The sequence below is a fragment of the Celeribacter marinus genome (genome assembly GCF_001308265.1).
Taxonomy (GTDB): Bacteria; Pseudomonadota; Alphaproteobacteria; order Rhodobacterales; family Rhodobacteraceae; genus Celeribacter; species Celeribacter marinus.
The window spans coordinates 2,508,212-2,530,056 of record NZ_CP012023.1 but is presented as its reverse complement, the minus strand read 5'-3'; the positions used below and the strand labels follow the sequence as shown (position 1 = coordinate 2,530,056).

The window sequence follows — 21,845 nt, the reverse complement described above, 5'->3', positions numbered from 1 at the left end:
CAAATAAATCTGCGGGCCGCAACCGCCAAGTCCTTTCGCTTCGCTTCGCCAAGAGTTGAAACGCCACGGACCTCATAAGGACAAAACCAATGCACAACATATCCATCGGCTCTCTGTTGCGCCGACCAGAAGCGGGCGCTTTCTTGGGAATGATCGCTGTCGTTCTCTTCTTTCTGATCTTTGGTGGCATAAACTTTCTCAAGCCCGCAGGCATCGCAAGCTGGCTCAACGTTGCCGCGAATATCGGCATCATCGCAATCCCCGTTGGCTTGCTGATGATCGCAGGAGAGCTCGACATTTCTATCGGTTCGATGATCCCTGCTGGCTCTATGATAGTGGCTATCATGTCCGGGCATTATGATTTCCCGATATGGATTTCGATTATTGCGGTGCTTGGTTTTGGCGTGATTGTCGGCAGCATTAACGGCTTGCTTGTTGTTCGCACGGCCGTACCTTCGCTTATCGTCACTCTAGGAACGCTCTTTGCCGTTGCCGGTTTGGTGCTTGGCCTTTCGGTTATGATCACCGGAACGACCAGCGTCGCTATCAAAGCGCCCACTTTTTACAAAGCATTGTTTGGGCAGTTCATCGGAGGCACCTATCAGGTCCTCATTTTGTGGTGGCTTGCACTGACCGCGATCTACATTTTCTATGTTCACTTCTCAAAATTCGGCAACTGGATTTTTGCTCTTGGCGGGGATCGCGAAAGTGCACGCAACGCTGGTATTCCAACGACCAAGGTGACTGTGGCTCTGTTTGTCTTGTCGTCCTGTAGCGCCTCGTTTGTCGGGATGTGCCAAGCATTGCTGTTCAATTCGGCACAGGTTTCAGCCGGCATGTCGTATATTTTTAATGTCATCATCTCGGTTGTGGTCGGAGGCGTTTTGCTCACGGGGGGCTTTGGCTCGGTGGTCGGAATTGTGTTTGGAACCATCACCTTGGCCGTGGTTACCCAAGGCATCTACTTTACCGGATTTGATCGCAACTGGTCGAGCTTGATCATCGGTGTGATGCTTCTTTTGGCGGTCCTTTTGAACAACACCTTCCGCTCAATGGCGCTCAACTATGCGCCCAAAAAGAAGCGAGGGGCTTAAGATGAGCACATCCATTATTGAGCTACGCAATGTCGATAAATCCTTCGGGCCGATTGACGTTTTACACCAGATTTCACTTAAAGTCAGCGCAGGCGAAGTGCTTTGTTTGCTTGGGGACAACGGCGCGGGCAAGTCCACATTGATCAAAACGTTGGCGGGCGTTCATAAGCCCACGCGCGGCCAGATTTTGCTTGATGGGAAAGCCGTATCTTTTGAGCGCCCACTTGACGCACAAGAGAAAGGGATCGCAACGGTACACCAATTTGGCGGGACCTTTCCGTTGATGAGCATTGGGCGCAGCTTTTTTGTTGGCGTCGAGCCAACCAAAGGATGGGGGCCGTTCAAGGTTTTTGATCGCAAAAAGGCAAACGATATCGCGGTTAAAGCGGTTCAAGACTTTGGAATAACACGGATTACGGATGGGGATCGCCTTGTTGGCGGCCTTTCTGGCGGTGAGCGGCAGTCGCTTGCTATTGCGCGCGCGGTTCATCTTGGCGCACGTGTTTTGATCCTCGATGAGCCGACAGCAGCACTTGGCGTCAAACAAGCGGCCCATGTTCTACGCATCGTAAACGAGGCCAAACGGCGCGGCCTCGCGGTCATTTTCATCACCCACCAAGTGATGCACGCAATGGCCGTCGGCGATCACTTTGCCGTTTTGATCCGTGGTGCCATCGCGGCAGATTTTCGCAAAGGTGACAAAACCCGCGAGGAAATCACCGACCTCATGGCTGGAGGTGAAACCATGGCCGATCTCGAAGCCCAACTCGAAAATTATATGGAAACGCACGAAGGTAACCCGCCACCAACTACTCCCTAAGTGGCGGCGTCTGGGAAGCGGAATGCGCTTGAGGGGTTTTCCTGCCTCAGCACCAAACGATCTGTTTGGCATACCGCTCCCCGTTTTTTGGCGGTCGAAATTCGTTCGGTCGCCAACGTTGTGGAGATCTTTTGAGCTTAACTAAGGAGGCCAACATGGCTTGGATTGATGCATGTTCACCCGAGGATATCGATGCCGAAGACGTCGTTCGATTTGATCACAATGGGCGGACATTTGCCGTCTACCGCAATCATGAGGATGCATATTTTTGCACCGATGGACTCTGCACCCACGAGGAAATTCACCTTGCCGATGGGCTTGTCGTTGAAAACACCATCGAGTGTCCAAAGCATTCCTCGATTTTTGATTTCACCAATGGCGAAGTCGAAACGCCGCCCGCCTGTGAGGACCTGCACACCTATCCCACAAAGGTCGAAAACGGCCGCGTGTTGATTGAGATTTGATCGATGAGCGCAATTGTTATCGTGGGGGCTGGAGAGTGCGGCGTTCGGGCCGCTTTCGGCCTACGCGAAAATGGCTTTGATGGGTCTGTGACGTTGATTGGGGAAGAAGATTTGTTGCCTTATGAGCGCCCGCCCTTGTCCAAAAATCACGAGCTCGATCCAAAATTTATATACAGTGCCGATGCCTATGACACCGCCAAAATCGATCTTTTGCTTGGCAAAAAAGTTGCATCAATAGATTGTACCAATCGCCAGATTGAGCTGAGTGATGGGTTGGTGATCCGCTATGATAAGCTTCTTCTCGCGACGGGTGCACGCGCGCGATTGTTTCCTTCATTGATTGGATGTTTGACCCTGCGCACACAGGCCGACGCAGAAGCGATCATGACACGTTTCACGCCAGGTGCGCACGTGGGGATCATTGGCGGCGGATTTATTGGGCTTGAGGTGGCTTCATCCGCGCGCAGCCTTGGCGCGGACGTTACCGTCATTGAGGCGGGCCGGCGCATTCTTGGACGGGCAGTTCCAGAAGCAATCGCCTCAGCTGTTCATACGCGCCACGCGCAGGCAGGCGTTCGCATATTGACCGGCACCGCGATTGCGCGCACGACGGCGACGCAGGTCTATTTCGAAGACGGCTCGCATATGGCGTTTGACGTCATCATTGCTGGGATCGGCGCAGTTCCAAATACCGAGCTCGCGACTAACGGGGGTTTGAATGTCGAAAACGGCATAGTCGTCGACAGGTCCTTTAAAACCTCTGACGCCGCGATTTTTGCCGCAGGTGATTGCTGCAATTTCATCTGGCGCGATCAGCGAACCCGGCTTGAAAGCTGGAAAGCGGCGCAGGATCAAGGAACACATGTTGCGGGCGCAATGCTGGGCGACGATGCAGCCTATGCAAAAGCCCCTTGGTTCTGGTCGGATCAATATGACCTAACGCTTTGTGTCACTGGCATTTTTGATCTGAGCGCAGAGACACAGACGCGCTCAACGAGTAATGACACTAGCATCGTTTTTCAACTTGATCCCGATGGTGTCCTGACGGCCGCTGCCGGAATTGGGATTGGTAATTCTGCAGTGAAAGAACTGCGTATTTTTGAGAAACTCATCGAGCGCGCAAAAGTTTTCGATGGTTCGGTTCTGTGCGATCCGGCCACCAATTTGAAGCGATTGCTGCGGGATTAATGGGCGCGCGTTTGCTCCTTTGATTGAATAACTCGCCTTAATCGACGTCATCCAGCCCAAAAAGCCAAAGCACCCAAGGGTATCATTCAAGACCCGCCGCATCATCGACTCAACGCTGCATTGGCGCGCAATCTACACCGTAACGAAATTTTAAGATGCGGTGATAGACGTGACAAAAATCGACCATATAGAAACAATGATCCTCGATATCCCTACGATACGAGGCCATGTTTTATCTATGGCGACGATGCGCTTGCAGTCGGCGGTTCTTGTGCGTATCAAGTTTTCTGACGGCTCGGAGGGGATCGGCGAAGGCACGACCATTGGCGGCCTGACCTATGGCCCCGAAAGCCCCGAGAGCATTCAATCGGCGATCGACACCTACATCACGCCCTCCCTCATCGGGCGCTCAGCTGATGATGTAAATGGCGCGCTTCAGCTGATGGATAAGTTGGTGCGCGGCAATCGGATCGCCAAGACGGCTGTTGAAATCGCCCTTTGGGATGGTTTGGGCAAGCGCCTCGGCATGCCGGTTTCGCAACTTTTTGGCGGTGCCGTTGTAACGAAAATGCCGGTTGCTTGGACCCTTGCTTCGGGCAATTCCGAGACGGATATTGCCGAGGCGCTCGAGATGGTCGAGACGCGCCGCCATAATATTTTCAAACTCAAAATCGGCAAACGCGATGTGCGTGATGATGTGGCCCATGTCGCGCGGATCAAAGAAGCGCTCGGGGATACAGCGAGCATTCGCGTCGATATCAATCAAGCATGGTCGCTGGAAGAGGCGCGCTGGGGCTTGAAAGGCTTGCAAGATGTTGGCTGTGAGCTTGTCGAGCAACCCATCGAAGCGCGCTATCTTGATGGAATGGCCGAGCTCACAAGCTCTTATGAAATCGCTGTCATGGCGGATGAAGCGCTCAATGGTCCCCAAGATGCTTTGACGGTCGCCGCGCATCATGCAGCGGATGTGTTCGCAGTGAAAATCGCGCAGTCCGGCGGCCTAAAACGCGCCTCCGAAGTGATCGCGATTGGGCAGGCGGCGGGGATTGGCCTCTATGCGGGCACCATGCTTGAAACCGGCCTAAGCACGGCTGCCGCGCTCCAGCTTTTCTCAACCGTCGAGAAGCTGCACTGGGGCACAGAATTGTTTGGCCCGTTGCTGTTGACCGATGAAATTCTCGCCAACCCGATTGTTTACAACGACTTCTGTGTCGAGGTTCCGCAAGGCCCGGGGATTGGCGCGACATTGGACACCGACAAGATCGAATTTTACCGCCGCGATGGCGCGCGGTCCCTGAACGCTGCCGCTGGGGAATAGTGCGCGCAAAACAAAATGTGCCAACGCCAGATCGGCGGTTTGGTCTCTGGGAGGAGAATACTTATGTTCACACAATCAAACCTGAATGAGCTTGAAAGCCGTCTTGACGGTATGGTGCAGGACGATCCCGAGAAGGGCATTTTCCGCGCGCGCCGCGATATGTTCACTGATGAAGAGCTGTTTGAACTCGAGATGAAACACATCTTTGAGGGCAACTGGATCTATATGGCGCATGAAAGCCAGATCCCAAACAACGGCGATTATTTCTCGCTCAAGATGGGCCGCACACCTGTTATCGTGACCCGCGACAAAGAGGGCGAATTGCACGCGTTGGTCAATGCGTGTTCACACCGCGGCGCAATGCTGTGTCGCTTTAAGCGGCGCAATCAAAAGACATTTACCTGCCCGTTCCATGGCTGGACCTTCTCAAACACCGGCAAACTGCTCAAGGTCAAAGACCCAAAAGGCGGCGGCTATCCTGAGCAATTCAACAAAGACGGCAGTCACGATCTAACCAAAGTTGCGCGCTTTGAGAACTATCGCGGTTTCTTGTTTGGCTCGCTTAATGCAGACGTAGAGCCGCTTGAGGACTACCTCGGCGAGGCATGCAAAATGATCGATATGATCGTTGATCAGTCCGAAGAGGGCATGGAAGTTTTGCGCGGCTCTTCGACTTATACCTACGATGGCAATTGGAAGCTTCAGGCCGAAAATGGCGCAGACGGGTATCACGTATCGGCGGTGCACTGGAACTATGTCGCAACGACGTCGCATCGAACAGCCGACGGCAAAGAAGACAAAATCAAAGCCACGGATGCCTCCAAATGGTCCAAGCAAAAGGGCGGGTTTCATTCTTATGTGAACGGTCACTTGCTGCTTTGGACAACATGGGCCGACCCAAGCTCGCGCCCGAATTACGGCCGGCTTGATGAATGGAGCGCGACATACGGCAAGACCAAAGCCGAGTGGATGGTCGGTGTTCTGCGCAATCTCTGCGTCTATCCAAACGTCTTTTTGATGGATCAATTCAGCAGCCAAATTCGCGTTTTTCGCCCGGTCAGCGTCGATAAAACCGAAGTCACGATTTATTGCATTGCCCCCAAAGGCGAAAGCCAAGACGCGCGCTCGCTGCGTATCCGCCAGTATGAGGACTTCTTCAATGCTTCCGGTATGGCAACCCCAGACGACACCGAAGAATTCCGCGCAACGCAGCGGGGTTATGCCGGCGGCGCGCATGCCAAATGGAATGATCTTAGCCGCGGCGCGACCCAGTGGATTGAGGGCCCGGATGAAGACGCCAAAGAGCTTGGTATCAATCCGATCCTCTCTGGCGCGCGCACCGAAGACGAAGGTTTGTTCGTCGTGCAGCACTCCCAATGGACCCAACGCATGGCGGCCGCCATCGCCACAGAACGCGCAGATGCTCCCGACGCATCGCTTGCGGCTGAGTGAGGAGAAAGACCAATGACAACCGACACAATTGATCGCACCGCTTCAACAAGCGCGTTTGGCTTCAACGAGGTTCAGGCATTTCTCTTTGCCGAGGCCCGCGCGCTGGACGACCGGCAATGGGATACGTGGCTCACGTTTTATCATGCGGATTGCCCGTTCTGGATGCCCGCATGGGATGATGAGGATATGCTGACGGAAGATCCGCAAAACGAGATGTCGCTGATCTATTACCCCGACAAATCCGGGATCGAAGACCGTGTTTTCCGCATCCAAACGGATCGCTCTTCCTCTACGTCGTTGCCCGAGCCGCGCACAATGCACACGCTCAGCAACATCGAAATTTTGAGCCAAGAGGGCGGTGAGATGAAGCTGCGGTTTAACTGGCTGACGATGACATACCGCTACGGCACAACGGATCAGCACTGGGGAACATCGTTTTATACAATCGACATTTCTGAAACTAAGCCTCTGATCATAAATAAAAAAGTCGTTCTGAAAAACGACCAAATCCATCACGTGATTGACGTTTACCACATCTGACCGCGCGTAAACCGTTCAGAACGAACCACCGCGCACCCATTGCAAGGGCGCGCGCCAAGGGAGGAGCACGCTATGACACACTATAATATTGCCCTGAATTTCGAAGATGGCGTCACCCGCGTTATTCAATGCGAAGACGATGAAAAAGTGACCGACGCGGCCTTTCGCCAGAAGATCAATCTGCCGATGGATTGCCGCGATGGGGTTTGCGGAACCTGCAAGTGTTTTGCCGAAAAGGGCTCGTATGAGCTTGAGTTCTATATGGACGAGTCGATGAGCGATGAGGAGGCCGAAGAAGGCTATGTTCTCACCTGTCAGATGATCCCCGAAACCGATTGTGTGCTGCGCGTTCCGGCCTCCTCTGCTGTTTGCAAAACGGCCCCTGAGGCCGTCAAGGCGCAAGTGTTGGGCGTTGATCAGCTCTCGGAGACCTCCTTTAGCTTGCGCCTCAAACCGGCCAAAGCGATCGCATTTCTGCCTGGCCAATATGTAAATGTCACTGTGCCAGGCACGGACAAACACCGCTCCTATTCCTTCTCTTCTGCTCCCGGCGCGCAAGAAGCGACCTTTCTTGTCCGCAATATTCCCGGCGGTGTGATGAGCTCCTATCTGGGCCAAGGCGCACAGGCAGGAGACGCGGTAACGTTGACCGGGCCGATGGGCGCTTTTTATCTGCGCCCCATTGAGCGCGCGCAACTTTGGCTTGCCGGCGGCACTGGGCTCGCCCCATTTCTTTCGATGCTCGAGGAGGTTAGCGAGCAGGGCGCAGAGCATCCGATCACGCTTTTTTATGCGGTTACAAATGCCGCTGATCTTGTTGAACTGGAGCGGGTAAACGCGCTTGCCGCGAAAATTGGCAACGTCACAGTTATAACTGTTTTGGCCTCTAAAGAGGATGCGCATGATCGCAAAGGGTTTGTCACCGATCATGTGACCGCAAGCGATCTCAATGGGGGCGATTGCGATGTTTATCTTTGCGGCCCGCCGCCAATGGTTGACGCGGTGCGCGCGCATTTCGGCGCATTGGGGGTAGAGCCTGCCAACTTCTATTTTGAAAAATTCAACCCGACCGAAGCAGAAGGCTTGGCCGAATGAGCCGCCGTTTCGAGAATAAAGTCATGGTCGTAACTGGCGCCGCTCAGGGCATCGGGCGCAACGTTGCAGAGCGCGCAGCGGCGGAAGGCGCGCATGTTTTGATTGTTGATCGCTCGGAGGCACGCACTGATGTTGTTGCGCATATCCGCGCAGCAGGGGGCGTGGCGGAGTCTATTTCTGTTGATCTGGAAACATGGGCGGGCTGCGCGGCCGCTATGGCCAAAGCGAAAGGGCTTTGGGGGCGGATCGACATCCTTGTGAACAACGTCGGCGGAACGATCTGGGCGAAACCCTTTGAGCATTACGAGCCAGAGCAGATCGACGCGGAGGTGCGCCGCTCGCTGTTTCCGACCCTTTACTGCTGTCGCGCGGCCATTGAAATCATGTTGCCACAGGGCAGCGGCGTGATTGTAAATGTCTCCTCAATCGCGACGCGTGGATTAAACCGCGTGCCTTACGGCGCGGCCAAAGGGGGCGTAAATGCCCTGACAGCTTGCCTTGCATGGGAAATGGCCGAGCGCGGAATTCGCGTTGTTGCCACGGCGCCGGGCGGCACAGAAGCGCCGCCGCGCGTTGTTCCGCGCAATGCCAACGCCGCCCAAGAACAGCCCGAAGATTGGTACCAGACGATTATTGATCAGACGATCCAATCGTCACCAATGAAGCGCTACGGAACACTCGACGAACAGACAGGGCCAATCCTGTTTCTGGCGTCGGATGATGCCTCTTACATCACCGGACTTACAGTTCCGGTTGGTGGAGGCGACCTTGGATAGATCCTGGGAGGGGTCTGCGATACAACTGGAGGAACTATAATGAAACGCACAATTCTGACCGCCTTTGGGCTGGCCGCCGGCTTGGCTTTGCCTGCCGCGACCGCCACTGCTGAAGACATCAAGGTTGGGCTGCTTTTGCCGTTTTCGGGCGTCTATGCATCCCTTGGAAACGAGATCGAAGCGGGCTTTACTCTCGGTCTAGAGCAATTCGGCGCCGACACAGAAACGACCTTTGTCGTTGTAAGCGAAGACACCGAAGTAAAACCACCCGTCGCGCTTGGAAAGGCTAAGAAGCTGATCCTGCAAGATAAAGTCGATGTGATGGTCGGGATTGTTAGCTCTGGTGTGCTTGGCGCTGTTCGCGATGTTGTTCATGGGGCGCAGGTGCCGCTGATCGTGGCGAATGCGGGAAATGACGGCGCGACGGGCGAATCTTGCTCACCATATATCACGCGCATGTCCTTCTCTAATGGTCAAATTAACCGCCCAATGGGGCAATGGATGTACGAACAAGGCGTGCGCAAAGTCTATACACTTGCGCCTGATTATGCAGCCGGTCATCAGATGATTGAGGGCTTCAAAGCGACTTTTACCGCGGCAGGCGGTGAAGTTGTTGGGCAGGACTTTACCCCCTTCCAAAAAACCCAAGATTTCGGCCCCTATATGGCGCAGGCAAAGGCCAGCGGCGCGGATGCTGTCTAAGTGTTCTATGCCGGCGGGGAGGCGATTTCCTTTGTCAAACAGTATGACGGGTCTGCTCCGGCTCAGTGCAGAATGACACCTTAAGCTCCGAGAACGCGTTTCCCGTAGTCGCGTAGATTTCCATTGGGGTCGACATATCGGTAGAGAGTGACGGGTTTCACACCGAGTTCCTTGCACAGCTCAGAAACGGATGTGTCTCGGCTGGCCATTGCGGCTTGTGCCATACGAACTTGGGCTTTGGTCAGGGCAAATTTACGGCCACCTTTCCGACCTCGGGCGCGGGCCGCTTGAAGACCGGCCATGGTGCGTTCGCGGATCAGCTCACTCTCGAATTCGGCCAATGCGGCAAAGATACCAAACGACAAGCGACCAGCCGCTGTTGTCGTGTCGATCTGCGCGCCTTGGCCAGTGAGCACCTTCAGGCCGACGCCGCGCTCTGACAGCATGGTCGTTGTTTTCACCAGATGGTTCAGGCTGCGCCCCATCCGATCCAGTTTCCAGATCACCAGAATATCGCCGTCGCGCAATGCCTTCAGGCAAGCGTTCAGACCTGGCCGTTCGTCCTTCTTACCTGAGGCCCGATCAGAATAGATTTGATCCTCCGCAACCCCAGCGGCCATCAGAGCGTCTTTTTGCAAATCGAGTGACTGGCTACCGTCTGCCTTGGAGACACGTGCATATCCGATCAGCATGGCGTTCCCTGGTGGAAACGTAGCCTCCAGACCCCATCGATCCTGCTCCAAATCGAAGACCGATTTCCACGTTGCGTGCAACCATCGTACACGACTTCACTTACGTAGGTGGTTTGGACAACGTCGTCGGTAATGTGACGCGCGCGAAACTCTGGCAGGGGCATCTTCGCAGCAATTTCCTGAAAATCGGTCGGTTCGAATAGCATTTCATGCCGGGCATAGGTTCGCCCTGACCTGCCAAACTCGAAGAAATCTTGCGCAAAGACCTGATCCATCAGGGCGTTGTCAAACCGCGACGTTGCCTGCCACAGGCTTTCTTCCAGCGTACGGATTTCGTCGAAGAGGGCATCACTCAGGTCTTTGTCTGCTTCATGCATCGCGGCGGGCCATTTCTCAAACGAACGTTTGTGATGCGTTGAGGAATTCCGGGCTTTCTGCCGCCCCCAGTATTCCTTAATCCATATCACATTCATCAATAAGCAAACCCTTACAATAAAGCAAAAGAAACATGGCGCATCGCACCATTCTGACCGAGCGCCGACGTTCGGAGTTTTTCGACTTGCCGACCGATGACGCGTCCATGCTGCGCCACTATACTCTCGCCGATGACGACCTTGAGCATGTCAATGACCGAAGGCGATCAGAAAACCGGATTGGCTTTGCCTTGCAGCTCTGTGTGTTGCGTTATCCTGGACGCCTTCTCTCGTCTGACGAGATCATCCCGGAAAAGGTGCTGCGTTTCATCGCGGCTCAGCTTGGCCTGACCGGTGATGATATCTTGCCCTATGCCGCGCGTCGTCAAACCCGCCAGCAGCACCTGCATGCCCTGCGCCAGATCTACGGCTTCAGGATGTTCTAGGGCCAGGGTGCGCGGCGTCTCAGGGCTTGGCTTGCACAAGAGGCCGAAACAGCTCGATCCAACGAAGACTTGGCGCGCCGGTTTGTCGAAGAATGAAGCAGGGCGCAGACAATCCTGCCTGGTGTCACGGTCATTGAGCGTTTGTGTGCCGACGCGCTCGTCGCATCGGAGCGCAGCATAGAAACCCGGATTGCCGCCAGGCTTGAGGACCAAACGAAGGAACGCCTGAACGCTTTTCTGACCGAGATTGTCGATGGCAAGGTCAGCCGGTTCGTCTGGTTGCGGCAGTTCGAGGTAGGCAGTAACTCAGCGGGTGCATCCCGACTGTTGGATCGGCTGGAATTCCTGCAGGCATTGGGATTGTCGCCTGATATCCTGGACGGCATTCCGCCCCACCGGGTCACACGCCTGCGCCGCCAAGGTGAGCGGTACTTCGCAGATGGGTTGCGTGACATTACAAGCGACCGGCGTCTGGCGATCCTGGCCGTCTGCACCATCGAATGGGCAGCAGCCATTGCGGATGCCGTGATCGAGACCCATGATCGGATCGTCGGCAAAACTTGGCGCGACGCCAAGAAGCTGTGCGATGCGCGGATTGCAGATGCCAGATCATCGCTGCAGGAAACGTTACGGTCCTTCAAAGACTTGGGTTCTACCCTGCTGGAAGCCAAAGGCGATGGCGCATCGCTTGACCACGCCACGGAGGCGGCATGTGGTTGGACACATCTCGAAAGAATGGTTGCAACCGCTGCAGAGTTGACAGACACCATGGCCGCTGATGCTCTGGCGCATGTTGTTCATGGGTATCACCGGTTCCGGCGATATGCACCACGGATGCTGCGAGCACTCAACATTTGCTGCGCACCTGTCGCCGCGCCCTTAATAAAAGCCGCAAGGCTCATTGCGAACGACAAAGCAGGCGAGCCGCGCGAGACGACTTTTCTGCGTCGGGCTTCAAAATGGCATCGCCACCTCAATGCCCAAGAGTACGGCGACAACCGACTCTGGGAGGTCGCTGTGCTGTTCCAAATCCGGGAAGCCTTCCGATCCGGCGATATCTGGCTCCCACATTCAAGGCGCTATGCCGACTTGAAACAGGCGCTCGTACCGATAGAAGCCGCCAAGGCGTCGCCGCGTCTGACCATGCCTTTGGAGCCGGAAGCATGGCTTGCCGACCGCAAGATACGGTTGCAAGAGGGTCTTGAGAAGCTGGCTAAAGCAGCTCGGGATGGCGCTATTCCCGGTGGTTCCATTGAGAATGGTGTGCTCAAAATCGACAGGCTGACTAGCGCTGTGCCGGTAGAGGCCGAAACCATGGTGCTCGATCTTTATGGCCGCTTGCCTGCGGTTCGGATTACCGACCTGATGCAGGAAGTCGATGACGATATCGGCTTCACAGAAGCCTTCACCCATCTGCGCACGGGCGTTCCTTGCAAAGACCGCATTGGGCTTTTGAATGTGCTGTTGGCTGAAGGGTTGAACCTCGGGCTCAGCAAGATGGCCGAGGCCACCAGCTCCCACGATTACTTCCAGCTCTCGCGCTTGTCGCGTTGGCATATCGAAAGCGATGCCATCAACCGCGCGCTCGCTATGGTCATCAAAGCGCAAGCAGCGTTGCCGATGGCACAGTTCTGGGGCGGTGGCATCACAGCTTCAAGCGATGGCCAGTTCTTCCCAGCAACGCGGCACGGAGAGGCGATGAATCTCATCAATGCGAAATACGGATCCGAACCAGGGCTGAAAGCCTATACCCACATCTCTGACCAGTTCGGCCCGTTTGCCACCCAGAACATCCCGGCGACCGTCAATGAAGCCCCATACGTTCTTGATGGCCTGTTGATGAACGAGGTCGGGGGCAAGATAAAAGAGCAATACGCCGACACGGGCGGTTTTACGGATCACGTCTTCGCTGTCACGGCGTTGTTGGCTTATCGGTTCATTCCCCGTATCCGTGACCTTCCATCAAAACGGCTTTACCTCTTCGATCCTGCTACCGCACCGAAGGTACTGCGCGGTCTGATCGTCGGCAAAGTCAGAGAGAAACTGATCGTCGGAAACTGGCCAGACATCCTGCGCGCCGTCGCCACCATGGCGGCGGGCATCATACCACCCAGCCAACTCCTGCGAAAGTTCGCGTCATATCCGCGTCAGCATGAGCTTGCCCTGGCGTTGCGTGAAATTGGGCGCATCGAGCGCACCCTGTTCATAATCAACTGGTTGCTGGACGCTGACATGCAGCGCCGTGCAAACATTGGGCTGAACAAAGGTGAGGCGCATCACGCCTTGAAAAACGCCCTTCGGATCGGTCGGCAGGGGGAAATCCGCGATAGAACCGCTGAGGGCCAGCACTACCGCATGGCTGGGCTGAACCTACTGGCTGCGATCATCATCTATTGGAATACCAAGCACCTGGGCCAGGCCGTCACAGCCCGAAAACGCGCCGGGCTCGACTGTTCACCAGTGCTTCTGACGCATATCTCGCCGCTTGGATGGGCGCACATCCTGCTCACAGGCGAATACAGGTGGAAAAATCGCTGACGTGACGCCTTAAGGTGTCATTCTGCACTGAGCCGGAACAGACCCCAAGTAGCGCACCGTGCTATCGATCTTTGTGTAGCCAAGAAGCAGTTGTACCGCCCGCAAGTTTCCAGTTTTGCGGTAGATTTAAAAGGCCTTTGTCCGGCCCATAGAATGCGTGCCGTAACGCTGTGGCCTTAATTAAGGTCTGCTTGCTCTCCCTGCCAAAAACTACCGTCGTTAGCGTAAAGTCCCGCAATCTGTGAATTCGACCTTTGATCCTTGCTGCGCTCTGCACGAATGGCTGGTTTTCCCGCCTTGCGGCAGCACCGACTTTTACGCTGACGCAGCATTTTCCACGCTGCGAGCGCACGCAGCAGGAAAACAGAATTCACCGAATGGGCTCATTCCGGCCCTTAGCCGCGATTTGCACCAAGGTCCGGTACTGCATGTTGCTCCGGGCAGATTGTCGATCGAAGCAGGCCGTCTTCGTGCAGCGCGGCTTGCGTCTCGCCATTGTCCCACTGATAGAGTAGGCCGATTTCGACACCTGTTTTGATGCATGTAATTCGGCCGATGGCTTCGGCCGTTGAGCGAACACTTTCATGTTCGGGCAAAACTAGCCCCTCTCGTTAAACAATTCCTTGGGATCGACGTCGAGAGCATCCGCGATCCGCTCCAGAACATCGATTGACGCTGAATTTTTGGCGAGCTCGATCTCGCTGACGTAGCTGCGATCCATCTTTGCAGCTAAAGCTAATTGTTCTTGGGTCATACCTTTGGAATTTCTTAGATTCCGGATATTTAACCCTACTTGTTTCCTCAATCTCATGGCTTGTATTCGGCCAGATCGCTGAGATTGCTCTACAGAATATATTCCACAAAACGCGCGCGAGCCTCACAAAAGGGATACTCGCATATGGTGTAAAGGCGGAGTGTGGCCTTTTGATATCAATAATGTAGCAATGATATCAAAAGTCATATATTGACATGTGGCGCAGACTTATCAGAATTTGGAGCGCCGGAGCTGTCGTGGCCCTGCTTCCAACCGTGGCTCCACAAGCGGCAAAAGCCTATCAGGTTGACTGCGCCATTTTGCTTTGCCTGGCTGGTGGGTGGCCTGCTTCAGCAGAATGTGCCCATGCCCGTGCCGTTTTCATTAGGCGGATCACGCCTTGGCCGATCGAGCCGCCGCTGCAGATCTGGCGTTGTCCGATGGACATTTCTGAGCGCGCCCCTTTGCAAAGCACCGGCCCGAAAATCTGGGAGGCCAGCAACCAAAATGGTCAGACGCTTGGCCAAGTCATTCTGGCACAGGTGGCTGAAGGCAGTGCCGATATTGACATCAGCGGTCTGGAGTTCGATTTCGTGCGCTCGATCCGTGTTTGGGATGTGCGGTACTACAGCCATCGCGAGCGCGGTCGCGACGATGATTGCTCGGAGAGCTACAACATGCGTCTCGGGACTTACGGCACGCAAGGCGAATTCGGTTGGCAGCGCACGACACCAGCGGCCGTCCCGCAATGGGTTCTGCCGTCTCGGCGCTGCTCATCATCGAATTGGCGACGAGGTGTCGGTGTGGAATGGGAAGATCACGAAGGCAACCACGGATATGAGTGGGTAGCCTACTAAGGCTATTCGCCGATGTCTTTCATGCGTTCGGCGATATCGCCTGCAATGCGCTCATATAGGGCGGCCTGCTTGTCTCGAGGTGTCCCGGGCTTTGGGTTTCTCCGGCGGATGCGTTTGGCGAGCCAGAAGAGCAACCTCGCGGCGGGGTCATCTAGTTTTTCCGGTACAGGAACTGGATAGTTTTCTTCGAGGAGGGCAACGACCTCAGCATTCATGCTGCGATGGTTGGCCTCGGCCGCGAGGCGTATACGATCGCGCAGGCCGTCTGGCAGCCGTACGATGAATTTATCCTGATTTTGGGCGCTTTGTTCTGACATGGTGGCACTATGCCATAAAAAGTATTTGACGCAATAGTGGCTAAATGCCACTAACGGGGTGTGTTTCAACCTGGAGGCGTTTGATGAACAGTCGTAAACCAATGCAGCTTCGGCTTCCGCAAGAGCTCAAAGAGTGGATCAAAGCTGAGTCAGATCGCAATGGAAACTCCCAAAATTCAGAAGTGATCCGCGCCATTCGGGCAGCGAAAGACAGGCGATCCACAGTTGGATCAGTCGGAAATATCAAAATGGATCAGGGTGATAATGCGCGTTGTTGACGAGTAAGAAGGGTGTCGTTCAGATGACCAAAGCAAGTGTACAGACAAAGGCGAAACAAGCTGCCTCGGCCTTCATCCGCGAGGCGCGGGAGGCAGGTTGGCAGCGTGCGAAGTTCGAGATCAAGCCCGATGGCAGCGTCATCGTCGATGCCAACATGGTCGCGCCAGAGGCGGCAGACGACTTTCTCAACAGTGACCTGAGAATGGGCGAATGACTCGCAAGAGCCTGCCCAAATACGTCTATAATGACAGGGGGTATCTCCGGTTCATCCGGCGTTCGCGGGGTGTTTCAGTCATGATGCACGAGGAAGCGGGCACGCCGGAATTCTGGGATCATTACAATCGCCTGCTGAAGGGGAAACCAGCCCCCACGCCGGTGAAGCGCAATTTCGAAGCGTTGATCCTCAGCTACTACGATAGTGACGGCTATCAGAAGCTGAAGCTCCGCACGAAATCAGACTATCGGCGGTACATCAGCCACATTCGTGAGATCTGGGCCGACAAAGACCCGGCCAGGATCGAAACCCATCACATTTATGAATTGCACCGGGCAAATGCGGATCATTGGCGGCAAGCCAACTATCTCGTTCAGGTCATGGTCGTCTTGATGAACCACGCACGATTGATTGGCTTCATCAAGAAGGAGCACGGCAATCCGGCTAAGGGCATTCCGCTCTTTAAGCAGCAGAGCGACGGCTGGGAGCCTTGGCCAGACGATGTTCGCGCCGAGTTCGAAGCGCTGGCTTCAAAGCGGGCACGGCTTGTCTACGAGCTTTGCGTTGGTACAGGCCAGCGCATTGGCGATGTCGTGAAGATGAAGTGGGCGCACTTTTCCGACGAAGGATTCGATTTCACGCAGGGCAAAACCGACAAACCGTTGTGGATCCCGCTTACCGACCGCCTGAAAACCCATCTCGACGGGCTCGCACGAACGGACGGCACTGTTGTGACCGACGCGATGGGTCGATCTGTGAGCTACCGTATCGTTGCTGAGGAAATGCGTGTCATCAAAAAGAAGATGAAGCACGAGAAAGCGAGCTACTACAAAACGCACGGGCTCAGGAAAAACGCGACGATCGAGCTTTATCTGGCTGGATGTGATGACGAGATGGTCAAGGCTGTCACCGGGCACTCAGGCGTTGAGATGCTGAAAAAATACGGCGGGCCGATCCGGCAAAGGGAGCTCGCGAAGCGCGCTCAAGAGGCGAGAAATCAAATGGAACGAAGCAAGAGCGAAACGTGAAAGTTTCAACGGTTGTTTCAAAAATGGCAGTGAAGGAGAGGTAGGATGACGCAAGTCATTGATTTTATTGGAGGCGGGTACCGGAATCGAACCGGTGTACACGGATTTGCAATCCGCTGCATAACCACTCTACCAACCCGCCTCGGATGGTATGCAGCGCGGTCTATACGATGAATTCGGGCTTCGCAAGCGGGCAAATGACGCTTTCTGATGTTGCCCTCGGGGGCAGGGCGTGGCTATAAGGGGCGTAACGTCTTGTGACTAAAAGAGTTCAGATCATGCCAAACTTTTCTCAACTGCGCACAACAATGGTCGACACGCAGGTGCGCCCATCTGATGTGACCAAGTTTCCTATCATTCAGGCGATGTTGAATGTGCCGCGCGAGGCCTTTGTGCCTGCGTCCAAACGGGATGCGGCCTATGTCGGTGAGCACATCGATTTGGGACGTGGTCGTGTCGTGCTTGACCCGCGGGTCTTCGCCAAGATGCTCGAGGAGCTTGATATCCAGTCAAATGAGTTGGTGCTCGATTTGGGTGCGGGGCTTGGCTATTCGTCGGCGGTAATCGCTCATATGGCCGAAGCCGTGATTGCGGTTGAGGACGATGCGGACATGGCGGCGGCTGCGGCGAATAACCTCATGGATGCGGGCGTCGATAACGTTGTAGTTGAATGCGCAACTTTGGCCGATGGTGCGCCGCAACACGGACCCTATGATGTCGTGATCTTGCAAGGTGCAGTGGAAACATTGCCTGACGCAGTTCTGTCACAGGTGAAGTCTGGTGGCCGCATTGCCTGCATTTTTCTTGACGGTGCTCTTGGCATTGTGAAGTTGGGCTACAATATTAACGGGGAAATCAACTGGCGCCCGTCGTTCAACGCGACCGCACCCGTTCTTTCCGGTTTCGAAGCAGAAAAAACATTCGCGCTATAAGCAATAGATCCGGTCGGTTCCGGTGCGCAAGCGTCAGGCGAGGTCAGATCAATGACGACTAAGAATACATTTAAATTGCGTGCATTTGCGGCTCTGGTTGCGGCGGGGCTTGGGGTTGCCGCGCCACTATCGGTGAGCGCCGAGTCTCTGGGCGATGCTTTGGCGTCTGCGTATAAAAACTCGGGACTTTTAGAGCAAAACCGCGCAACGCTGCGGGCAACAGACGAGGGGGTCGCTACGGCGCTTGCAAGTTTGCGCCCGACGATCGGATATAGCGCGGGATCTGACTACAGTTTCACCAACAAAGCATGGATGACGCAGCTTGGCTTTAACGCCTCGATGACCTTGTACACCTTTGGGAAAAACAAAGTTTCCGTTGATATTGCAAAGGAAACTGTGCTCGCAACACGCGAGGCGTTGATCAACGTCGAACAACAAGTTCTAGCCTCGGCTGTGGCAACCTACATGAATGTGCGCGAGCAAGAGGCGTTGGTCAATCTGCGCAATAGCGCGGTGCGTCTGGCCACCCAAAACCTGCGCGCCACACGTGACCGTTTTGAAGTTGGCGAAGTGACGCGCACGCAGGTCTCGCAATTCGAGGCGCAATTGGCCTCCGTGCGGGCGCAACTTGCTTCCGCGCAAGGGACACTTGCCGCCGCGCGCGAGAGCTACAAAAATCAAATGGGCCATTACCCAAGTAACTTGTCTAGCCCGCCGTCGGTAAAGTTGCCGGTGAAGTCCGCGGACGCCGCCGTGCGTCTCGCGCATCGCACCCATCCGGGTATCAAGGCGTTGCAACATCAGGTTTCTGCCGCTGATCTGGCCGTGGACGGGACCGAGCGCAATTTGTTCCCTGAAATTTCTGCCTCTGCGGGGTGGTCGGTGAATGATAATCCCGCCACATCCCGTATTGGAAAATCGATTGGTATTTCGGCCAGCGGTCCAATCTACTCGGGTGGCGCAATCTCGTCTGCCATTCGCAAAACCATTGCCCAGCGTGATCAATCGCGTGCTGAATTGCTAACTGCGACCCGCGATGTCGAAGAGGGCGTGCGCTCCAACTGGGCGATGCTGTCGGTTCTACGTGCCTCTTTGAATGCCTCTCAGGCGTTTGTGAGCGCGCAACGTGTGGCCTACAACGGTGTGCGCGAAGAGGCCGATTTGGGTGCGTCAACTGCCCTCGACGTTCTTGATGCCGAGCAGGATTTGCTTGATGCGCAAGTGTCAGCCATTCAGGCGCAAATCGCGTCCGAAACCCAGACCTATAATGTGCTACAATCTATGGGGCTTTTGACGGTTCAAAACCTGAACCTCAACGTTCCAGTGTATGATCCCGCTGCGTATTACAACGCGGTGAAAACCGGTCCGACATCCTATGTCAGCCCCGAAGGCGCGAAACTGGACCGCGTTTTGGAGTCGCTTGGCCGCAAGTAAGGTCTGGTGTGGACACAACGCGGCGTTCAGCAACGTGTTGTGTCCAAATACGAAGGCCGTTAGCATCCAAAGCAGCACTCACAGTGTTGCCACTTAGGGAATCGCAATGTCTGATCCGATGACAAACATGATGGAGGACGAGGATGTTTTGGCATCCATTCGTCGCCTTGTTGTCGATAGTCGGGCGGCCCGTGAACGGCTGGTGGCGGCATCTGATACGGCGGGCGCGCCCGATTTGCTTTTGCTAACCTCGGATTTCCTTATCGACGCACCGTCATCGCAAGAAGGATCGGATCACCCGCACACCCCGCCGCCGTTATTCGTTTTAGGGCCACATCTGGCCGTAGTCCCGCGTGAGGACGCGCCAGCGCCGCACGGTGACGATGCCGCGCAAGACGTTGAAGCGAACGATGCGGCAGCGGTCGACGATGCTTCCCACGACGACGAGAGTGACGCCGCGTGGCACACTGCCCTTGATGACACGCCCAATGGTGACGCGATGCAAACCGCCTCACATCTCAGTTTGGAGCAACGCATTGCCGGACTTGAAACGGCGATCGGTGCGTCTGGTGATGAGTGGGAGCCGGATGGTTCGGAAAACCTAGAGGTCGAAATCCCACATCAGTTGCCCCGTGGATTTGCCGATATTGTACTGGGCATGCGCGCCAAACCCGCGCCGACCGAGACGCCTATTGAGGCCGAGACGCCTATTGAGACAGAGGTGCATGAGGGGGATGTGGCCCTTGAGGATGACGATGTGTCTGCGCCTGAATCGATTCATGCAGATACGGCGCTCGTCGACGAGGACTTGCCTGACGATGATATTCTCGATGAGACCATGTTGCGCGCTCTTGTGGCGGATGTTCTGAATGACGAACTGCGTGGGCAACTCGGTGAGCGTATGACGCGTAACATTCGCCGTCTTGTGCGCCGCGAAGTTCAACGCGCCTTGTCGATGCGCGACATTCAATAACCGATTAAAGGTCAACCTCTTGCGCGAGTTGTAGCAACGCGTCGAGGTCCATATGAGTTTCCATATGCGCCGCCAAAGCGTCCAAGGTCGTTTCGACGCCGCCCTCAAAATCACCAAGCCCGCCTGTCATGCCGAACCGCGCCAAATACGCCGCGCGAAAGGCATCAGCGGAAAAAAGCCCGTGCAGATAACAGCCCAAAATGCGGCCATCGACACGTGCCGCGCCTTCGGGAACACCCTCGATGTCTAGCCACGCTCGCGCACAATCCGCGCCCGTTGTTCGCCCGATGTGGATTTCATACGCATGGACCGTTGCGCCACTTGCGCGATCATAGCCCGTGACTTCGGTGACGCGTTTTTCCGGCGTCATCATGGTTTCGATGTCCAGTAGACCCAACCCCGCATGGCGTCCCGCGTGTCCCTCAATGCCATCAGGATCATCGATCCACTGGCCAAGCATTTGATATCCGCCGCAAATGCCAAGGACATGCCCGCCACGTCTGACATGGGCGGCCAGATCAATATCCCACCCTTGGGCGCGCAGATAGGCCAGATCGCCAATCGTCGATTTCGTTCCGGGGAGCAGCACAAGATCGGCATCACAGGGCAGGGGGCGACCCGCTTCGACAATCTCGACCGTCACATCAGGCTCGGCGGCGAGCGGGTCAAGATCGTCAAAATTGGCGATGCGCGACAGGCGCGGCACGACAATCTTGACACGTCCATCCCCACGCGAGGCAATGTCCATCACGTCCTCGGCTGGCAAGCGGTGCGCATCCGAAAACCACGGGATTGTCCCAAGGTCGATCCATCCCGTGTGCTGCGCAATCGCGCGCGCCCCATCGTCAAACAGGCTGATGTCACCGCGAAATTTGTTGACCGCGAAGGCCTTGATATGAGCGCGATCTTCGGGCGGTAAAACGGTGTGGGTGCCAACCAGTTGGGCGATGACGCCGCCACGGTCGATGTCGCCCACCAAAACCACTGGCACGCCTGCGGCCTCGGCAAAGCCCATGTTTGCAATGTCGCCTGCGCGTAGGTTGATCTCGGCGGGGCTGCCTGCGCCCTCGATGATCACAATGTCAGCGCTCGCGGCAAGGCGGTGAAAGCTTTGCAAAACCGCGGGCATCAGTGTTGATTTTGTCTTGCCGTAATCGCGGGCTTTCATCGTGGCGACCCGTTTGCCGTGCACCACAACTTGTGCGCCCACATCCGTCTCGGGTTTGAGCAAGACGGGGTTCATATCGGTGTGGGGAGGGCGGCCGCATGCACGCGCTTGCAGCGCTTGGGCGCGCCCGATCTCGCCACCGTCCGATGTGACAGCGGCGTTGTTAGACATGTTTTGGGGTTTGAACGGAGCGACATTATAGCCGCGCAGAGTGAGTGCGCGCGCAATGCCCGCAACAAGCATGGACTTGCCCACATTCGAGCCTGCCCCTTGGATCATGATTGCTTTTGCCACGCCTGCATCTCCCGTTTCGTCGTTGCTATGAGTATGTCGTCACCGCCAAAGAGGGAA

At 55.5% G+C, this 21,845-nt stretch carries 23 protein-coding genes, 1 tRNA gene and 1 pseudogene; 18 read left to right on the top strand and 7 right to left on the bottom strand.

Annotation, left to right across the window (positions count from 1 at the left end; translation table 11 throughout):
* Window positions 1-89: 89 nt before the first annotated feature.
* The 10 genes from IMCC12053_RS12645 (at window position 90) to IMCC12053_RS12600 (ending at window position 9,449) form a co-directional block, all read left to right on the top strand.
* Window positions 90-1,094, top strand: a complete 1,005-nt coding sequence (locus tag IMCC12053_RS12645) for an ABC transporter permease (protein WP_062219581.1) — start codon at window positions 90-92, stop codon at window positions 1,092-1,094.
* 1 nt (window position 1,095) lies between these two features.
* Window positions 1,096-1,914, top strand: coding sequence for an ATP-binding cassette domain-containing protein (locus tag IMCC12053_RS12640; RefSeq protein WP_062219579.1), 819 nt, complete (start codon window positions 1,096-1,098; stop codon window positions 1,912-1,914).
* Between the two features lie 155 nt (window positions 1,915-2,069).
* On the top strand, window positions 2,070-2,378 hold the full coding sequence (locus IMCC12053_RS12635) for a MocE family 2Fe-2S type ferredoxin (RefSeq protein ID WP_062219578.1): 309 nt from the start codon (window positions 2,070-2,072) through the stop codon (window positions 2,376-2,378).
* Between the two features lie 3 nt (window positions 2,379-2,381).
* On the top strand, window positions 2,382-3,566 hold the full coding sequence (locus IMCC12053_RS12630) for an NAD(P)/FAD-dependent oxidoreductase (protein WP_062219576.1): 1,185 nt from the start codon (window positions 2,382-2,384) through the stop codon (window positions 3,564-3,566).
* A gap of 160 nt (window positions 3,567-3,726) precedes the next feature.
* Window positions 3,727-4,884 (top strand): muconate cycloisomerase family protein, encoded by a 1,158-nt coding sequence (locus IMCC12053_RS12625; protein ID WP_417903492.1) that lies wholly within the window; start codon window positions 3,727-3,729, stop codon window positions 4,882-4,884.
* 63 nt (window positions 4,885-4,947) lie between these two features.
* Entirely contained in the window at window positions 4,948-6,336 is a 1,389-nt protein-coding gene (gene benA / locus IMCC12053_RS12620) for a benzoate 1,2-dioxygenase large subunit (protein WP_062219572.1), read from the top strand.
* A 12-nt stretch (window positions 6,337-6,348) separates the two neighbouring features.
* A complete protein-coding gene (gene benB, locus IMCC12053_RS12615) occupies window positions 6,349-6,876 on the top strand; it encodes a benzoate 1,2-dioxygenase small subunit (RefSeq protein WP_062219570.1) in 528 nt (175 codons plus the stop codon).
* Window positions 6,877-6,948: 72 nt separating this feature from the next.
* Window positions 6,949-7,971 (top strand): benzoate 1,2-dioxygenase electron transfer component BenC, encoded by a 1,023-nt coding sequence (benC, locus tag IMCC12053_RS12610; protein WP_062219567.1) that lies wholly within the window; start codon window positions 6,949-6,951, stop codon window positions 7,969-7,971.
* Complete coding sequence (benD, locus tag IMCC12053_RS12605) at window positions 7,968-8,747, top strand: benzoate diol dehydrogenase BenD (RefSeq protein ID WP_062219565.1); 780 nt, start codon at window positions 7,968-7,970, stop codon at window positions 8,745-8,747. Before benC ends, benD begins: the two co-directional genes overlap by 4 nt.
* A gap of 39 nt (window positions 8,748-8,786) precedes the next feature.
* On the top strand, window positions 8,787-9,449 hold the full coding sequence (locus tag IMCC12053_RS12600; RefSeq protein WP_236852431.1) for a penicillin-binding protein activator: 663 nt from the start codon (window positions 8,787-8,789) through the stop codon (window positions 9,447-9,449).
* A gap of 80 nt (window positions 9,450-9,529) precedes the next feature.
* On the opposite strand, the gene IMCC12053_RS12595 is transcribed toward IMCC12053_RS12600, so the two are convergent.
* Together IMCC12053_RS12595 and IMCC12053_RS12590 are read right to left on the bottom strand one after the other, a co-directional pair.
* Complete coding sequence (locus IMCC12053_RS12595) at window positions 9,530-10,141, bottom strand: recombinase family protein (RefSeq protein ID WP_062219563.1); 612 nt, start codon at window positions 10,139-10,141, stop codon at window positions 9,530-9,532.
* Window positions 10,135-10,518 (bottom strand): nuclear transport factor 2 family protein, encoded by a 384-nt coding sequence (locus tag IMCC12053_RS12590; protein WP_169775317.1) that lies wholly within the window; start codon window positions 10,516-10,518, stop codon window positions 10,135-10,137. The genes IMCC12053_RS12595 and IMCC12053_RS12590 overlap by 7 nt, the downstream gene beginning before the upstream one ends.
* Window positions 10,519-10,649: 131 nt before the next feature.
* Between IMCC12053_RS12590 and IMCC12053_RS12585 the strand changes: the two are divergent.
* A pseudogene (locus IMCC12053_RS12585) lies at window positions 10,650-13,538 on the top strand (Tn3 family transposase).
* A 395-nt stretch (window positions 13,539-13,933) separates the two neighbouring features.
* Here the strand turns inward: IMCC12053_RS12585 and IMCC12053_RS12580 are convergent.
* Entirely contained in the window at window positions 13,934-14,134 is a 201-nt protein-coding gene (locus tag IMCC12053_RS12580) for a hypothetical protein (RefSeq protein WP_062219559.1), read from the bottom strand.
* 2 nt (window positions 14,135-14,136) lie between these two features.
* Window positions 14,137-14,349: a helix-turn-helix domain-containing protein gene (locus tag IMCC12053_RS12575; RefSeq protein WP_062219557.1), complete on the bottom strand. Its 213-nt coding sequence runs from the start codon at window positions 14,347-14,349 to the stop codon at window positions 14,137-14,139.
* Between the two features lie 383 nt (window positions 14,350-14,732).
* On the opposite strand from IMCC12053_RS12575, the gene IMCC12053_RS16090 reads away from it, so the two are divergent.
* A complete protein-coding gene (locus IMCC12053_RS16090; RefSeq protein ID WP_236852429.1) occupies window positions 14,733-15,149 on the top strand; it encodes a hypothetical protein in 417 nt (138 codons plus the stop codon).
* Between the two features lie 2 nt (window positions 15,150-15,151).
* On the opposite strand, the gene IMCC12053_RS12565 is transcribed toward IMCC12053_RS16090, so the two are convergent.
* A complete protein-coding gene (locus IMCC12053_RS12565; protein WP_062219553.1) occupies window positions 15,152-15,466 on the bottom strand; it encodes an Arc family DNA-binding protein in 315 nt (104 codons plus the stop codon).
* Window positions 15,467-15,510: 44 nt separating this feature from the next.
* Between IMCC12053_RS12565 and IMCC12053_RS16230 the strand changes: the two genes are divergently transcribed.
* The 3 genes from IMCC12053_RS16230 to IMCC12053_RS12555 are packed head-to-tail and all read left to right on the top strand — an operon-like array spanning window position 15,511 to window position 16,987.
* Window positions 15,511-15,744, top strand: coding sequence for an Arc family DNA-binding protein (locus IMCC12053_RS16230; protein WP_082389088.1), 234 nt, complete (start codon window positions 15,511-15,513; stop codon window positions 15,742-15,744).
* 23 nt (window positions 15,745-15,767) lie between these two features.
* A complete protein-coding gene (locus IMCC12053_RS12560) occupies window positions 15,768-15,959 on the top strand; it encodes a hypothetical protein (RefSeq protein ID WP_025060031.1) in 192 nt (63 codons plus the stop codon).
* The gene (locus tag IMCC12053_RS12555; RefSeq protein WP_062219552.1) at window positions 15,956-16,987 is read left to right on the top strand and encodes a site-specific integrase; all 1,032 of its coding nucleotides are present in this window, start codon (window positions 15,956-15,958) and stop codon (window positions 16,985-16,987) included. Before IMCC12053_RS12560 ends, IMCC12053_RS12555 begins: the two co-directional genes overlap by 4 nt.
* Before the next feature lie 68 nt (window positions 16,988-17,055).
* Here IMCC12053_RS12555 and IMCC12053_RS12550 read toward each other — a convergent pair.
* Window positions 17,056-17,129 (bottom strand) — tRNA-Cys (locus IMCC12053_RS12550).
* A 136-nt stretch (window positions 17,130-17,265) separates the two neighbouring features.
* On the opposite strand from IMCC12053_RS12550, the gene IMCC12053_RS12545 reads away from it, so the two are divergent.
* From IMCC12053_RS12545 to IMCC12053_RS12535, 3 genes are all read left to right on the top strand, one after another.
* Window positions 17,266-17,919 carry a protein-L-isoaspartate O-methyltransferase family protein gene (locus IMCC12053_RS12545; protein WP_062219550.1) on the top strand — a complete coding sequence of 218 codons (654 nt, stop codon included), beginning with the start codon at window positions 17,266-17,268 and terminating at the stop codon, window positions 17,917-17,919.
* Between the two features lie 51 nt (window positions 17,920-17,970).
* On the top strand, window positions 17,971-19,353 hold the full coding sequence (locus IMCC12053_RS12540) for a TolC family outer membrane protein (protein ID WP_062219548.1): 1,383 nt from the start codon (window positions 17,971-17,973) through the stop codon (window positions 19,351-19,353).
* A gap of 106 nt (window positions 19,354-19,459) precedes the next feature.
* Entirely contained in the window at window positions 19,460-20,326 is an 867-nt protein-coding gene (locus IMCC12053_RS12535) for a hypothetical protein (RefSeq protein ID WP_062219546.1), read from the top strand.
* A gap of 4 nt (window positions 20,327-20,330) precedes the next feature.
* Here IMCC12053_RS12535 and IMCC12053_RS12530 read toward each other — a convergent pair whose 3' ends face one another.
* On the bottom strand, window positions 20,331-21,788 hold the full coding sequence (locus IMCC12053_RS12530) for a cobyric acid synthase (protein WP_062219545.1): 1,458 nt from the start codon (window positions 21,786-21,788) through the stop codon (window positions 20,331-20,333).
* Between the last annotated feature and the right edge of the window lie 57 nt (window positions 21,789-21,845).